Annotated in this window: 14 protein-coding genes and 1 tRNA gene; 11 read left to right on the top strand and 4 right to left on the bottom strand. The window is 43.3% G+C overall.

The genetic code is table 11. The features are described from left to right. Positions 1–204 precede the first annotated feature (204 nt). From ABDD95_RS23255 to ABDD95_RS23220, 8 genes are all read left to right on the top strand, one after another. Positions 205–1872 carry a glutamine--tRNA ligase/YqeY domain fusion protein gene (locus ABDD95_RS23255; RefSeq protein ID WP_345949761.1) on the top strand — a complete coding sequence of 556 codons (1668 nt, stop codon included), beginning with the start codon at positions 205–207 and terminating at the stop codon, positions 1870–1872. A gap of 238 nt (positions 1873–2110) precedes the next feature. After that, positions 2111–3007: a hypothetical protein gene (locus tag ABDD95_RS23250; RefSeq protein ID WP_345949760.1), complete on the top strand. Its 897-nt coding sequence runs from the start codon at positions 2111–2113 to the stop codon at positions 3005–3007. Between the two features lie 23 nt (positions 3008–3030). Further along, positions 3031–3726 (top strand): hypothetical protein, encoded by a 696-nt coding sequence (locus tag ABDD95_RS23245; protein WP_345949759.1) that lies wholly within the window; start codon positions 3031–3033, stop codon positions 3724–3726. Positions 3727–3771: 45 nt separating this feature from the next. Next, the gene (locus ABDD95_RS23240; RefSeq protein WP_345949758.1) at positions 3772–4725 is read left to right on the top strand and encodes a gliding motility-associated C-terminal domain-containing protein; all 954 of its coding nucleotides are present in this window, start codon (positions 3772–3774) and stop codon (positions 4723–4725) included. Between the two features lie 30 nt (positions 4726–4755). Beyond that, positions 4756–5757 (top strand): type IX secretion system membrane protein PorP/SprF, encoded by a 1002-nt coding sequence (locus ABDD95_RS23235; RefSeq protein ID WP_345949757.1) that lies wholly within the window; start codon positions 4756–4758, stop codon positions 5755–5757. 73 nt (positions 5758–5830) lie between these two features. After that, positions 5831–6886: a hypothetical protein gene (locus ABDD95_RS23230; protein WP_345949756.1), complete on the top strand. Its 1056-nt coding sequence runs from the start codon at positions 5831–5833 to the stop codon at positions 6884–6886. Between the two features lie 2 nt (positions 6887–6888). Next, a complete protein-coding gene (locus ABDD95_RS23225; protein ID WP_345949755.1) occupies positions 6889–7233 on the top strand; it encodes a DUF3267 domain-containing protein in 345 nt (114 codons plus the stop codon). Then, entirely contained in the window at positions 7208–7417 is a 210-nt protein-coding gene (locus tag ABDD95_RS23220; RefSeq protein ID WP_345949754.1) for a hypothetical protein, read from the top strand. Before ABDD95_RS23225 ends, ABDD95_RS23220 begins: the two co-directional genes overlap by 26 nt. A gap of 133 nt (positions 7418–7550) precedes the next feature. Here ABDD95_RS23220 and ABDD95_RS23215 read toward each other — a convergent pair whose 3' ends face one another. Further along, the gene (locus tag ABDD95_RS23215) at positions 7551–9704 is read right to left on the bottom strand and encodes a S9 family peptidase (RefSeq protein ID WP_345949753.1); all 2154 of its coding nucleotides are present in this window, start codon (positions 9702–9704) and stop codon (positions 7551–7553) included. Positions 9705–10195: 491 nt separating this feature from the next. Between ABDD95_RS23215 and ABDD95_RS23210 the strand changes: the two genes are divergently transcribed. Then, positions 10196–10507, top strand: a complete 312-nt coding sequence (locus tag ABDD95_RS23210) for a hypothetical protein (protein WP_345949752.1) — start codon at positions 10196–10198, stop codon at positions 10505–10507. Then, positions 10491–10994: a hypothetical protein gene (locus tag ABDD95_RS23205; protein WP_345949751.1), complete on the top strand. Its 504-nt coding sequence runs from the start codon at positions 10491–10493 to the stop codon at positions 10992–10994. The genes ABDD95_RS23210 and ABDD95_RS23205 overlap by 17 nt, the downstream gene beginning before the upstream one ends. Before the next feature lie 133 nt (positions 10995–11127). On the opposite strand, the gene der is transcribed toward ABDD95_RS23205, so the two are convergent. After that, positions 11128–12429: a ribosome biogenesis GTPase Der gene (gene der, locus ABDD95_RS23200; RefSeq protein WP_345949750.1), complete on the bottom strand. Its 1302-nt coding sequence runs from the start codon at positions 12427–12429 to the stop codon at positions 11128–11130. 91 nt (positions 12430–12520) lie between these two features. Further along, positions 12521–13399: a GTPase Era gene (gene era, locus ABDD95_RS23195; protein WP_345949749.1), complete on the bottom strand. Its 879-nt coding sequence runs from the start codon at positions 13397–13399 to the stop codon at positions 12521–12523. Positions 13400–13480: 81 nt separating this feature from the next. Here era and ABDD95_RS23190 point away from each other — a divergent pair. Beyond that, positions 13481–13553: transfer RNA gene (locus ABDD95_RS23190), tRNA-Met, on the top strand. Between the two features lie 557 nt (positions 13554–14110). Here ABDD95_RS23190 and ABDD95_RS23185 read toward each other — a convergent pair. Continuing rightward, entirely contained in the window at positions 14111–15292 is a 1182-nt protein-coding gene (locus tag ABDD95_RS23185) for a glycoside hydrolase family 88 protein (protein ID WP_345949748.1), read from the bottom strand.

The following is a 15292-nucleotide window of genomic DNA, read 5'->3' as shown; positions in this document are numbered from 1 at the left end:
AGCAGGTAGCTATTGTTACAAAAATGGTAAATTTTGTAACATAATAGTAATGTAAGCCCATTTATTTTAGTGGCTTAAACAATAAAATCATTACCCGCAATACCCTTTTTACGTACGATTTTTACGTTTTGTTGTCCAAACATATCATATGTTAACCGCTCAAAAGTGCTATTTTTTGCTACTTTTGTTTTGATAGTACTGCATATGAGCGAAGAAAGAGCGTTAAATTTTATAGAAGAAATAGTAGAAGACGATTTATCATCAGGCAAGCATAACGGCCGGGTGCATACGCGTTTTCCGCCCGAACCTAATGGTTACCTGCATATTGGGCATGCTAAATCCATATGCCTTAATTTTGGGCTGGCACAACGCTACAATGGTAAAACCAACTTGCGTTTTGATGATACCAACCCGGTTACTGAAGATACAGAGTATGTTGAAAGCATTAAAGAGGACGTACGCTGGCTGGGTTTTGAATGGGCCAACGAGTTATATGCATCCGATTACTTTGACATATTATATGCTTTTGCCCTTAACCTGATTAAGCAGGGACTGGCATATGTTGATGATAGCACACCTGAAGAAATAGCTGCACAAAAAGGCACACCAACTGAGCCGGGTATAGCTAATGACTACCGAAACCGCAGCATTGAAGAAAACGTGCAGCTGTTTGAGGAAATGAAAGCCGGCAAATACCCCGACGGCGCTAAAGTACTGCGTGCTAAAATTGATATGGCATCGCCCAACATGCACATGCGCGATCCTATCATGTACCGTATTAAGCATGCACACCACCACCGTACCGGCAATAAATGGTGCATTTACCCTATGTATGATTTTGCCCATGGGCAAAGTGACGCTATTGAGGAAATTACACATTCCATTTGTACGTTGGAATTTATACCACACCGCCCGTTGTATGAGTGGTTTATAGATAAGCTGGAAATATTTCCGTCGCGGCAATATGAAATGGCCCGCTTAAACCTTACGTATACCGTAATGAGCAAGCGTAAGCTGCTGCAATTGGTGAATGAAGGCCATGTGGAGGATTGGGATGACCCGCGTATGCCAACCATTAGCGGTTTGCGCCGCCGTGGTTATACGCCGGCCTCTGTTCGTGAGTTTTGTGAGCGCATTGGTGTAGCCAAACGCGAGAACCTGATTGACGTAGGCTTGCTGGAATTTTGTATACGCGAAGACCTGAATAAAACCGCCTGGCGTCGTATGGCTGTGCTCGATCCGATTAAACTGATCGTGACCAACTACCCAGAAGGGCAAACCGAAATATTGCACGGCGAGAACAACCCCGAAGCCGAAGGTGGCGAAGGTGGCCGTGATATTCCGTTTAGCCGCGAAATCTATATAGAGCGCGAAGACTTTATGGAAGTTCCGCCTAAGAAGTTTTTCCGTTTGGGCGTTGGCCTTATGGTACGCTTAAAGCATGCCTATATTGTTAAATGCGAAGATTTTGTAAAGGATGCCGATGGTAATGTTACCGAGGTGCATTGTACTTACATTCCTGAATCCAAATCAGGCCAGGATACCAGCGGCATCAATGTAAAGGGTACTATTCATTGGGTGAGCGTACCTGATGCTAAAACTGCCGAGGTAAGACTGTACGACCGCCTGTTCAAATCTGAAAATCCTTCGGCCGAAGAAGGTGATTTTAAAGATGATTTGAACCCTAATAGCCTGCAGGTGATAACCGCCTTTGTTGAGCCTGATCTGGCTACTGCTTTGCCTGGCAAAGGTTACCAGTTTATTCGCAAAGGTTATTTTACGCTCGATAGGCTTTCAACCGATAGCAAGCTGGTGTTTAACCGTACTGTTACATTAAAGGACGCCTGGGCCAAGGAAGTAAAGAAAGGATAACTCAATTATAAAGATTTTAAGCCGCCTCCAAAGGGCGGCTTTTTTTGTGGTTTATTTTTCGGGATGGCTTTTAAAAGAGCGCTTGTATAAAATATCGACATCTTTTTAGCTTTCTTAACTACAAGCTTATTTTTAACATATTATATAATAGCACATTGGAGCAACCTATAAGATAGTTTTTCGTAAAAGCGCTTACCTAATTCTTATTTCCTAGCGAATTAAACTATAGAGTGCTGATATGTGGGGCTATTATATTAAACGGATACCTTTTATAAATTTTGCCTTTTTTGCTTTAGCTGGTTTACTGGTTACGGTAAACAGCCGTGCGCTTTATAATTTCAAAAAAAGCAACACAAGTACTGCACTTTCTACATTTCAATTGCCTGCCTGCGGTACTGTTACTAATTTATCGGCCTGCAGCTCAAGTATGCAGCTGAACGCCGAGCCCAACCAACCTAATTATAGTTGGAGTACTGGCGCTACAACACCTTCTATTACTGTAACCGCTTCCGGAAGTTATTGGTGGGAAACTACAGACTTAACCAATAACAAAGTAACCAACGGCGACTTTACTAACGATAATACCGGCTTTACCAGTGATTATATTTACCAGGCCCCGGGCACTTCTACCGGTGGTGCTGGCGCCCTTACTGCCGAGGGCCGTTATTCCGTTGTTGCCAGCCCTAAAACAGTTCATAACAATTTTGCAGACTTTCCGGACCACACAGCCAACACAACCGGCGCCCGCAATATGATGGTGGTTAACGGTGCACCAACTGCCGGAAAAACAATATGGCGTCAGTCTATTACCGTACAGCCTAATACCGATTATATTTTTTCGGTTTGGTTTACCTCTGCCAATTCGGCCAATCCGGGGCAGCTGAGCTTTTCTATCAATAACACATCGCTGGGAAATCCCATTCTGCTTACAGCCGGTTTGCCCGACTGGAAAAATTTTACGGTGAGGTGGAGTTCGGGTAACAACACAAGCGCTGTAATTGGTATTGTAAACCAAAACACCATAGCCTATGGTAATGACTTTGCCCTGGATGATATCACTTTTTCCCCGGTGTGCCGTAATACGTTTAACGTTAACCTGTACTCTAATCCGCCAAAGCCCTCTATTTCACTATAAGCACAAATAGCCTTAATAATTATATGAAAAATAAATCTACGCTAATCAAAACTGTAATCATCGTCTTGTTTTCGGCATTGTCGTTCAGTGCGGCCGCCCAAACGCCGTTTTCAGGTCCGAGCGATGCCACTACGGCGCCACCCACCACGGCAACTGCCGTAGCCCAGGTACTGTGCTCGGGCAGCCAAATACTGCTTAAAGGTCCGGCAGATGCTACAGGTACTATTAAATATCAATGGTACAAAACAGATAATGCAGGTGTTAAAAAGCTGGTTAAAGAAGGTATTAATAAAGACAATGCCTACTCAGAAACATCAACAGGTGATGGTTACTACACTTACCAATTGGTTATGGTAAACTCTAACAACTGTATTTCCGACCCGTCTGATCCATTCAACTTGTATGTATTGCCGGCATTGAATCCAGTTGTTGATGGTAACGGTTCTGTCTGCGAGAAGGGGCAAACCAATTCTGCATTATCGATAACCGGATTGGATAGCCGCTTTACCTATACTTACCAGTGGACCAGAGAGGGTGCCGACATAGCCACCAACGCTACCAGCGCTACTTACACAGTTACTGAACAAACAGCCGGAACATATAAGTATGCCGTTAAAGTGGCTTACACTCTAAATACCTCGTGTACTAAAACAGCTGCCGATAAGCCAATTACGGTTATCCCGGTTCCAACTAAACCAACTATTCAAATTGGTAACTAATACGGCCGGATGGCTAATAGCGGTAGGTAATTAAGGCAATTGTAATTGCAAAAGTTTAATACATATAGGTTAGGCCTGTTACTGCTTTTAGTAGTAACAGGCTTTGCCCTGCTTCCGGGTAAGGCCTGGGGGCAGCAAGTATTAACAATTGCACCCGGCAAATCAGTTACCATGAGTATACCTGCCAGTGCAGCAGCGGCGGCCTACCAGTGGTATAAAAACGGAAAAATAATATCAGGCGCTACAAACCGGACTTATGTGATCAGCGAGCCTGGAGTGTACACGGTTCGTGCTTTTAATATAGAGTCGTGTCCATCGCCTTTGTCAGATGAAATGGTAGTTAGGCTGGCCGCCATACAGGTAGATCTGGCTGTTACCAAGCAGTCAGAAACACGGCAGGTACGTACCGGTGAGCCGTTTGAGTATTTGCTTAGGGTGGTAAATAAAGGCCCGGCACCAGCAACCAGTGTACAACTCAAAGATGCTTTGCCCGAAGGGCTTGAATATGTAAGTATAAAAAGTGTTTCGGTTGGTAATCCACGGTTTGATGCCGCTACACGGGTGCTTACCTGGGAGATTGGCGATGTTGACCTGAACGGTTATGCCGAACTGAAGTTGCTGGTTAAAGCAGTACAAAATGGGGCCATCGTTAACTCGGTTATGGTAAACTCGGCTGAGGCTGATCTGAATCTGGCCAATAATAGTGCATCGGATACCAAGCAGATTATGGGACTGAGTATTCCCAATGTGTTTACGCCCAATGGTGATGGTAAGAACGATGTTTTCGAGATTCCCGGTCTGGACGGCTTTGCCGAAAATGAAATTACTATAGTTAACCGCTGGGGTAATAGTGTGTACGAGAAAAAGAATTACCATAACGAATGGACCGGCGAGGGTTTGAATGAAGGTACTTACTTCTACATATTCAGAGTGAAGACTAATAAGGATGTATGGGAGGTATATAAGGGTTACGTTACCCTGCTGCGAACTAAGCAATAAGCGTAATATAAAATTTTAGCTGAAGCATACATGAAATTGAGAAGATATACTAGAAAAAAGGCGGGCTGGTTAACTTTTTTATGCATAAGCATTTGCTTTGCTGCACAGGCACAGCAAGACGCGCAATTTAGCCAGTACACATTTAACGGTTTATACATTAACCCGGCCTATGCAGGCTATAAGCAGGATGTTTACGTGAATGCTTTTTACCGCTCACAATGGGCGGGTTTGCAAGGTGCGCCACAAACGTTCTCATTAGCGGCAGATGGAGCAGTAAACGACGCGAAAGTAGGGCTTGGCGTTCTGATTTCTCATGATCGGATTGGTGCGCAAAGTAATTTGGCTGTGTATGGCAATTATGCCTATCGCTTACAAATTGGGTATAACGAAAACAGCCGCCTGGCTTTTGGTATTGGCGCCGGGCTGGTTCAAAATGGTATAGATGGCTCGAAGCTTAATGCGGTTGATGAAGGAGATAGCTACATACCCACGGGCTTTCAAAGTAATTTAGTGCCCGATGCGCGGATTGGCGTTTTATACACTAATGAGCATTTTTTTGTAGGTGCATCGGCAGATAATCTGCTTGCCCGTAAGCTGACGGGTACGCGCGATAAATTTGCTTTAGCGCCTGTACCGGTTCCGCATGTGTACTTTACGGCAGGGGCCTTGTTTGATATTGATGACCAAACCAAGTTTAAGCCCTCAATTTTATTAAAAGACGATATAGGCGGACCTACCAGTTTAGATATAAATGCTTTTACCCTATTGGGCGAACGGGTTTGGATTGGAGGCACCTACCGTACGGCAGTACCTCTATACAAAAAGCAGCATTTGCAAAACACGCTGCAAAAATCAAATGCCGTTGTTGGCATTATTGAAATATTTGCCACAGATCGGCTCCGGGTGGGTTACGCGTTCGATTACTCGTTAACCCCTCTGCGAAACTACAACTATGGCTCTCACGAAATATCTATCGGTATTTACCTGAAGCCCGGCAACCGGGAGACGGTGTTTAACAAATGTTATTTTTAGCAGTGCACTGTAAGTGAATGACTAGGCTTTTTGTTTTTGGCAAAAAAGGAGTATTTTTAGATACTTTATCACCATGCAAGAAGACCTAAACCCAAGTCCTGAAAGCCAGGAACGTGCTAAGCCCGTATGTGCGCAATGCGGGAGTGAGGCTATACTAGCCGGCCATAACGCCAGGCTCTGCGCCGAATGCCGTAACATGTTTATTAAGTACCCTGTACCGATGTGGGTAAAGTTGTTTGGTGCAGGTGTTGTAATACTTATGCTCGTTTCGTTAGCGCTTTCACCGCAAAACTTTAAAGCAACTATTGCACTGTCGCGTGCTGAAAAGCAGGAAAAGGCTCATAATTATGTTTCCGAACAGCAGGAGCTTCAGCAAGCGCTGGGCATAGTTCCTAATAGTACCGAGGTGCTGGCGCATATGCTCATCGCCTCGTTTTACAACGGCGACTTTGATACTTATGGGCGTGTATTGGACAAGTTGAATGGTAAAGAGTTTGATGATAAGGAATTATTGAAAGAGGTTGACGACTTGACAGCCTATACAGCCGATTATTATCCCTCAGATAGTTTAACTAAGCTTACTAAACGCTATCCTCAAGGCGTACCTAATGCTGTTTATGAACAGTACATTAAAACCAATCCTTCTGATCTTTTTGCCCAATATTCTTATACATCAGGCTTTTTTGCCAAAGAGAATTACGTTAAAAGTGATAGTTTGTTAAGGCAAATTATTTCCGTTAACCCGCATCATATGTATGCTTTGTTCATGCTAAGCATTACCAAGCGAGAGTTAAACCAACTCGACTCGTCGGTTCATTATTGTAACCGCATGCTTGATGATAATCATCAGTCTGTGATGGCACTTTCATCTAAAGCCCGTACACTACTTAAACAAAAGCACCTTAAAGAGGGGATGGGTATGGCATTGCAGGCAGACAGGTTAGACCCGAAATTTTACTATAATAAAGCAACAATGGCCATTGCATATCACCTGAATCATAACATTATCGAAAGAGACAAATTGGTAAAACAGGCCGAAAAGGATACCGTATTAGCCGGTTATATGTCTTACGCCAATGAGCTTATTAGCGGAAAAAAGCAGCACATGGTTAACGCACAAACTAATTAAACATGTTTATACCAGGTATATTAATTACGCTCATCACTTTTCCGGGTGTTATTGTGCACGAATTAGCGCACCAGCTATTTTGCCGATGGTTTAAAGTGCCTGTTTTTAAGGTAGTTTATATGCGGGTGGGCAATCCTGCCGGTTACGTACTGCATGAAAAAGTGGATAACAAATGGCAAAACATGATGATTAGTGTAGGGCCGTTTATTATAAATACCGTATTAGGCGCACTTATTGCCTTGCCTGCTGCTTTACCCGTATTTAAGTTTGACAACCCTACACCTGTCGACTTTTTGCTTATATACCTTGGTATCTATCGCTATGCATGCCTTCCCCAGTACAGGTGACGCTAAAAATATATGGGAGGATTTAAAAGAAGAAAACACATCCATGCTGGCCAAAATTGTTGGCTATCCTGTTATCGGCCTTATTTTCATTGGCTCATTGGGGGGGTTCTTCTGGCTTGATGTAGCTTATGGTGTTGCCGTAGCTGTTGGCCTGCCTAACCTGATTGTGGCTGTAATAGCATAAGGGCTGCTTACCTCATATGATGGCAAGCATCAAAGTGTTTCATCTTTAAATAACGCTAATTACGTACAAGGTGGGCTCTTGGTTATTTAGTCAGTCCAAGCTTGCGGTTCTCTAAGTCTTTGTGCTTTCGTCTTTAATCATTCTTCCCTACATACCTTCCAAAAAACTCATAAATACGCAACATTTGGTCTATACGCTGTTTAATGTTGCCCGAGCGGGTAAGCTCGTGGGTAGCGCCGGGGTGTTGTACATATTCTACCGGGCGGTTTAATACTTTCAGGGCTTTGTACATCATTTCGCCTTGCACAATACCTGTGCGCAAATCTGTTTCGCCATGCAGTATCAAAAATGGCGTAGTAATCCTGTTTACATACGTAAACGGCGACTCGCGGGCCAAAATAGGCTTTACCTGTTCATCCCACGGATAACCGCCAAAATACATAGGCACTAAGCGCCAGGCATTGCCTTCGCCAAAAAATGTATTTAAATCGTAAACGCCGCGCTGCGCTGAGGCCGCCGTGAAACGGTTGGTATGGCCTACCAGCCAGGCAGTCAAATACCCGGCGTATGAACCGCCGGTTACTACAGTTTTAGATGGATCAGCCCAGCCCTGGGCCAGCGTGCCGTCTAATGCGGCCAGTACATCTTCGCTTGGTCCGGCTCCCCAGTCCTGGTAATTACCTTTCAGAAAATTAATGCCATAGCCACCCGAGCCACGCGGGTTAGAATAAACAATACCGTAGCCCTGTGCACAAAAATACTGGTACTCGTGCCACATGCTGGCCTCACCCGGACCCCACATGGCGGTTGGTCCGCCGTGTATTTGCAACATTACGGGGTGTTTTTTGGCCGGATCAAGGTTGGTGGGCTTCATTATCCAGTACTCCACCTGCATGCCTTTGCTGTTCGTATAATATTTCTTTTCGGGGAAACTGAGTTTTTTATTTTTTACCCAGTCGTTATTAAACGAGGTAAGGCGTTTAGGTTGCTTGTTGGCTAAATCGCTGGTGTAAATCTCGTACGGGTTGGCTACCTCGGTTTTAACATAGGCCAGCAGGTTTTTGCCTACGTCTAACGCACTCATACCAGCATCAAACGTGCTTAACTGTTCAGGCTTAAGGGTTGCAATACTTACCCTGTAAATTGGTATGCCACCGTTTGATTGTGCCGTAAAGTACAGGTGCTTACTATCGGCCGACCAGGTGAAGTTAGAGGCGTTGCGATCAAGCGGAATGGTGATAGATTTTGCCGGCTCTTTAAAATCATGAATATAAATAGCCGGAATATTAATTTCCAGACCCTTACTTACTGTATACACCATGTAGCGGCCGTTAGCCGATACAGCAGCATTAGCCAGCGAAAGCCCAGCCCGACTTATTAGTTGAGTTAGGTTGCCATCCTTTAAGGAGATGCTGTAAATGGCCGATTGCATGACACGGTCGGGGTTGTTCACCGGGTCCATGGCTGAGGTTAAAACAACCGACTGTCCATCGGGCATAAACTGGGCGTTACTGAAGCTGTAAAAGCCACTGGTAAGGGGTTGGGAAACAGCGCCGGCAACGGGTTGCGTAATAAAATAATGGGTAAAGCGGTAGTCGGGCTCAGTAGAGGCTTCGCCTTCAAAATTAAGCTTGTTAAATACTTTAACCACTTTACGGTCGGCTTCATCTTGTGCCAAATAACTGCGTATTGCTTCTATGTCGCCATTAGCATCAGGCTTTACATGGTTATACTTGGTGTACCGGTTAAAACCGGGCTTCTCAGTATTCCATGCCGGTACTTGCTTGCTGGCATTCAGAAGAGAATCTTTCAGTAACTCAGCAAGGCTTAAATTGCTGCTGTATAAGAGTTGCTTGCCCTTGGGCGCCCACTGCGGTGCCGATACGCCGTATAAGCTGTTGGTGATTTGCACGGGCCTACCTCCAAACGCGCCAACTACAAAAAGCTGTGGCTTGCCTTTTACCGCACTTATAAAGGCAATCCACTGGTCATCGGCAGACCATGCCGGCTGGCTCGCTGCGCTATCGGTCAACAGGCGTGGGGCCGAACTATGATCGGTAGGGGCTACCCATACCTGCGTTTTGTAGGTGTAATCTTGAGGATTCTTTTTGTCGAGTATTATGGCATTCACGGTAAATGCAACATTTTTGCCCTTATGCGATAGGGTAAGACCACTGATCTGTTTAATGCGGATCATGTCAGTCACCTGCATTAGTTCGGTGCCCTGCTGAGCTAACACGCAGTAAGCATGTGTAAGTAGGACGGCAAGAAATAGCGCTTTTTTCATAAAATTGACTGTAGACAGCTAAATATAAACATTAAGCCCCCCGCGGGAAAATAATGCAGCAGATACTTCTAAATTTTTTGCAATGCCATTAAACCTTGGTGAGCAAACAGGCTCTATAAAGTGCTTTTGAATAATGTGAGCCTTTGGGCCTATGCAAACAGCCTTAAAAAACAAAAGGCAGCTTGTAACAAAAACAAGCTGCATTACGTCTGGTGTTCATATTGTATTTAAGCACTTAACCTAAACATACTAAAATTGTCACTTTATCTAAACCCTATATCACTGTTAAGGCGCCGGCTAACACCGGCGCTCCAACAACCAGCATGCTGCCTCCCTGGATTATTTAAAATCTGCTGGTAATTTAAAGCTACCGACTTTGCATTTACTTGAGGTGTTGCTTATGCATAGCCATGAATGTGTATTGCCCTGTTAATGTCAAAGCCATACTTCATCAAAAAATTACAAACCTTAAAACCACACAATTAGTCACAATGAAATCATTTACAATTTTCAATCGTTTTTTAATGCTTACACTGGCTTCGGCTGCTTTATTTACTACTTCATGTAAAAAAGATCCGGTGCAAAAGCCAGATGAACCCAATGCTAAACTTGTCAAATTAGAGCAATCGGCCGGTAATTATACCACGTTTGAGTACAATGCAAACGGCTCGCTCAATAAAATGAAAGCGGTAGAAGGCGGCATAGCCAAAGAAATCAGTTTGACCTATGCAAATAACAGGATAGCGAGCGGCGCATCGGCCAATAATGCCATGAAGTTTAATTACAATGCCGTACCAGCTTGATAAGGTGGATTTGCACGATGGTTCGCTGCAAACGCCGGCCGCCGGCCACATGGTGTTTGCCTATCAAAACAATGTTTTAAACAGCATAATCACTACTGCTTATTTTCCCGGTAATGCCGAACCCTTGCCCATTGTAAAACTGGCGTATGAATATTATGCCAACGGCGATATAAAAGTGCAGAAAGAATACATGTTTAATGTTCTAACCGAAGAATTTGAGTTAGCAGAAATGCATACTTATGAGTATGATACTAAAACGAATCCGTTGGCAGCACTGGGCGAAATCTACCAGGTATCGTTCGAAATACCATCTAAACACAACCCGGTGAAAGATACTCATACCGATAAAGAAGGAAATTTAGTTCAAACCACTACTTACATCTATACCTACAATAGCAATGGATACCCTGTACAAGCTGAAAAGAAAGTTACAGCACCCGGCCAGGCTAACCCTACTGTTAGCCTCCTTAAATACACATACCAATAAAATTTGCTACTACATATTGGTAGCAAGCTAAAATTTATATTAAAAATACAAAAGCCGCGTCTTGCTTAAAAGACGCGGCTTTTGTGTTTTATGAAAGTATCCTAACAGCAAATTATTTCTAATCTGCCATTGCTTATTTCTGTCTGAAAAATATTTGTACGGGTACGCCGCCAAAGTCGAAGTTTTCGCGCAGCTTGTTTTCAATAAAGCGGCGGTAAGGCTCTTTAATGTACTGCGGTAAATTACAAAAGAACGCAAACATAGGCGACGTGCCATTTATCTGCGTAGCATACTTAATTTTTACGTGTTTGCCTTTGATAGATGGTGGCGGGTAGCTTTCAATAATAGGCAGCATCACATCATTCAGTTTTGAGGTAGGAACTTTTTTGCTACGGTTATTATAAACCTCCTGGGCAGTTTCAAGTACTTTTAGTAAGCGCTGCTTTTCTAATACGGAGGTGAAAACGATAGGCACATCTGTAAAAGGCGCAATTTTCTCTTGTATTTGCTCTTCAAAAACTTTAACGGTTTTGTTGTTCTTTTCAATCAAATCCCATTTGTTTACCACTATTACGAGGCCTTTTTTATTTTTCTCCGCAAGGTGAAAAATGTTGATATCCTGTGATTCTAGCCCTTCTACCGCATCTACCATCAGTATAACTACATCTGCCTCTTCCAACGCTTTTATGGTACGCATCACCGAGTAAAACTCAATGTTCTCCCTTACTTTGGTTTTTTTGCGCAGTCCGGCGGTGTCAATCAGCATAAACTCGTGACCATAGCGGTTGTAGTGAATGTGAATAGAATCGCGCGTGGTACCTGCAATAGGCGTAACAATATTACGCTCCTGACCAATTAAGGCATTAATGATAGAAGATTTACCTACGTTAGGACGACCTACGATGGCGTATTTGGGTAAGGTGTTTTCTTCTGCCGGTTCTTCATCAAAGGTTTTAATAACCTCATCCAGCAGTTCACCAGTGCCAGATCCGGTCATGGATGAAATGTTGTAAATCTCACCCAAACCTAAAGCGTAAAACTCAGTGGCATCGCTTTGCTGCGAATTATTGTCTACCTTATTTACTACCACAAAAACAGGCTTTTTACCTTTGCGTAGTATAGAAGCAATTTCATCGTCTAAATCGGTTATGCCGGTGGTTACATCAACCACAAACAAAATGGACGTGGCTTCTTCAATGGCAATAACAACCTGCTCACGTATGGCAGCTTCAAAAACGTCTTCAGAATTGGCCACGTAGCCGCCTGTATCAATTACGTTGAACGTGCGACCCACCCACTCGGCAATACCGTAATGGCGGTCGCGCGTAACGCCGCTAAAGTCATCTACAATGGCTTTGCGGCTTTCAGTTAATCTATTATATAAAGTGGATTTGCCTACATTAGGGCGGCCCACAATAGCTACTATATTACTCATATGTATGTTAAGATATGAGATGTGAGCTATGAGATGAAGAGGAACATACTATAACGTTCCAGTCTCGTATCACACAGCATACATCTAAATTTTAGTCTTCGTATCCGAATTGCTTCAGATAATTTTTCTTGCTGCGCCAATCGCTAATAACCTTTACAAACGTTTGCAGGAAAACTTTACGTTGAAAAAAGTCTTCCATGCTACGGCGTGCATAAGTACCAACAATTTTAAGCATTTCGCCGTTTTTACCAATCAGGATATTTTTTTGCGAGTCGCGCTCTACAATAATTTCAGCACTGATTTTGTATAACGTATCGCTTTCTTCAAACGCAGTGATGATGACCTCGGTACTATAGGGTATTTCCTTTTTATACTGTTTAAACACTTGCTCCCGTATCATTTCGGCAGCAAAGAAGCGGTCATTACGGTCGGTCAAAAAATCCTTCTCATAATAGGGCGGATGCTCGGGCAAGTTCTCTACTACAAAATCCATAACGCCGCGTATGTTATGGTCCATTAGCGCCGATATGGCAAAGATGGCTTTAGGGTTCAGTTTTTCCTGCCAGTAATCAACCTTGGCTTTTACCGTTTCGGCATCGCTTTTATCAATTTTGTTAATAAGCACTACTACCGGTGCCTGCGAGTTTTGCAATTTCTCTAACACGTCACCTTCGTCATGTGCTTCGTTAATGTCAGTTACGAACAGTATCAGGTCAGCATCTACAATAGAGCCGGATACCTGGTGCATCATGCTTTCTTGCAATAAATAATGCGGCTTGATAACGCCCGGAGTATCCGAAAAAACGATTTGGTAATTGTCTGCATTAACAATACCCATAATGCGGTGACGTGTAGTTTGTGCTTTAGGTGTGATGATAGACATCTTTTCGCCTACAAACGCATTCATCAGGGTGGATTTACCTGCGTTAGGCTTACCAATAATGCTCACAAATCCGGCCCGGTGACTCATATAGAAAAAATATTTAAAATAAAATTTGGAGTACAAAGAAACGAATTATATCTTTGCAGTCCAATAAAAAAACAAACATAGTGCGGGATGGAGCAGTTGGTAGCTCGTCGGGCTCATAACCCGAAGGTCGTAGGTTCGAGTCCTGCTCCCGCTACCTGAGGATAAAGCAGTTACGATAAAGCGTAGCTGCCTTTCTTTTTTGCTGTTAAAACAGTGTTTAAACAAGATGAGAAATAACGATGTGGCCAAGACAGCCTGACGTTACACCGTTTAACGCCTTTTATGTATTAAAAATACGACAATAAAAGATAAAAAGGCCATATCTAGATCTTGGTTATTGAACGTTTTGTGGCACGCAAAACGAGCCGTTATCAATTTAATAGCTTTATAACTTTTTCAAATAGCTTTCAAGATCATGGCAGTCTGACTAAGAACCTGTACCCAAGCCAATATTTCGTCTCTCTTTTTAATTATTACAGCCAATTTGTTTTTTACCCGTTTTGCTTTCATACATCAAGTTTTTTACTTGATGTAAAACTGTGCATCGCCAAAGTGGAGTAACCGGTTACAAATTAAATTAGCTTTTTCGATTGCCTCGCGTAGGCTATTAACATCGGGTTTAACTTACTTTACTTGCTGCATCCTTATTGTCTTTCAAATACGCCCGCACGCCTTCAATCGTGAGCTTGACAAACAGCATTATGCAAAGATTTATTTGCTCTTCAATTTGATCATCTCTGTCCCTGCTAGCAGGAAAGCACCTACACCGTAATATTCGGTATCGTCGGAGGTTACTTTTTCCGGGGACACTCCCTGTGGCTGTACGTAGCCAAGTTTGCCGTCGGGATGTACACAGGCAACAAGTGACTGCCAAGCTTTAATTGCTACAGGATAATATTTGTCATGAGGTAGAATGTGATGATTGATTCCCCAAGCCAGAGCATAACAGAAAAAGGCAGTTCCGCTGGTCTCCTTTACCTGATAACTTTCGGGATCCAGCAGGCTCGCATGCCATGTACCATCCGGCTGTTGCAATCCGGCAATTCGCTCGGCCATCTCCTTGAACTGTTTGATGAAACGGGCTCTGTCAGGATGCCTTGCAGGCATAACGGATAGCACGTTTGTTATGCCTCCTAATACCCAGCCGTTCCCCCTGCTCCAGAAGACAGGTTTTCCATTTTTCTCTTTTTGGGTAAAGTATCGGCTATCTCTAAAGAAAAGATGTTCTTCATTGCTGTACAGGTAGTCACTTGTTTTCCACCACAATCGGCTGGCGAGATCCAGATATTTTTTGTCCTTAGTAGCATCTGATAAGTAAGCTAGAGCAGGTGGCGCCATAAACAGAGCGTCACACCAAGCCCATTCCCGCAAATAAATACTGTTCACCCAAAGCAGTGGTTCTGTATGAGGAATAATGGCTAAGGTATCAGCTAATGACCGGAGATCGGCAATATAGCTTGGGTTTTTAAATTTTTTGTACAATAGCGAATACATTTGTCCGACACAATAATCGTCGGCAAAGCGACGTCGAGGACCGATTTTCCATTGATTTAATTCACCTACCTGCACCAATTTATTCCAATATTTCTTATCCGGTGCAATTTTAGCCCAAGCGACCATTCCGGTAAACATTGCACCGCTTGTCCAATCTTTGGGAGGATTTTTCCAGCCATGAACTTCTATATCTCTCCATTGCCAGTCAGCAACGCGTTGCATGATGTTTTTTATACTGTCTTTAGAAAATGGCCCAACACTTTCTTTTGCAAATGAAATAGTAGTACTCCATATCAAAACGAGTGTTAGAAAAAAGCGAAAAGAACGTTTAAAATATATAGTCACGCTGACTTTTAAATAATTGGTTTTTTGTTGATGGAAGTTGTTATGCATACTCAT

This window comes from Mucilaginibacter sp. PAMB04274, from assembly GCF_039634385.2.
GTDB lineage: Bacteria > Bacteroidota > Bacteroidia > Sphingobacteriales > Sphingobacteriaceae > Mucilaginibacter.
This window is presented reverse-complemented; position numbering and strand designations above follow the sequence as displayed.

Bases quoted from the DNA above. Each gene is read 5' to 3' on its own strand.
- ABDD95_RS23255 (WP_345949761.1), top strand. From the start codon at position 205: ATGAGCGAAGAAAGAGCGTTAAATTTTATAGAAGAAATAGTAGAAGAC.
- ABDD95_RS23250 (WP_345949760.1), top strand. From the start codon at position 2,111: ATGTGGGGCTATTATATTAAACGGATACCTTTTATAAATTTTGCCTTT.
- ABDD95_RS23245 (WP_345949759.1), top strand. From the start codon at position 3,031: ATGAAAAATAAATCTACGCTAATCAAAACTGTAATCATCGTCTTGTTT.
- ABDD95_RS23235 (WP_345949757.1), top strand. From the start codon at position 4,756: ATGAAATTGAGAAGATATACTAGAAAAAAGGCGGGCTGGTTAACTTTT.
- ABDD95_RS23230 (WP_345949756.1), top strand. From the start codon at position 5,831: ATGCAAGAAGACCTAAACCCAAGTCCTGAAAGCCAGGAACGTGCTAAG.
- ABDD95_RS23225 (WP_345949755.1), top strand. From the start codon at position 6,889: ATGTTTATACCAGGTATATTAATTACGCTCATCACTTTTCCGGGTGTT.
- ABDD95_RS23220 (WP_345949754.1), top strand. From the start codon at position 7,208: ATGCATGCCTTCCCCAGTACAGGTGACGCTAAAAATATATGGGAGGAT.
- ABDD95_RS23215 (WP_345949753.1), bottom strand. From the start codon at position 9,704: ATGAAAAAAGCGCTATTTCTTGCCGTCCTACTTACACATGCTTACTGC.
- ABDD95_RS23210 (WP_345949752.1), top strand. From the start codon at position 10,196: ATGAAATCATTTACAATTTTCAATCGTTTTTTAATGCTTACACTGGCT.
- ABDD95_RS23205 (WP_345949751.1), top strand. From the start codon at position 10,491: ATGCCGTACCAGCTTGATAAGGTGGATTTGCACGATGGTTCGCTGCAA.
- der (WP_345949750.1), bottom strand. From the start codon at position 12,429: ATGAGTAATATAGTAGCTATTGTGGGCCGCCCTAATGTAGGCAAATCC.
- era (WP_345949749.1), bottom strand. From the start codon at position 13,399: ATGAGTCACCGGGCCGGATTTGTGAGCATTATTGGTAAGCCTAACGCA.
- ABDD95_RS23185 (WP_345949748.1), bottom strand. From the start codon at position 15,292: ATGAGTATGCATAACAACTTCCATCAACAAAAAACCAATTATTTAAAA.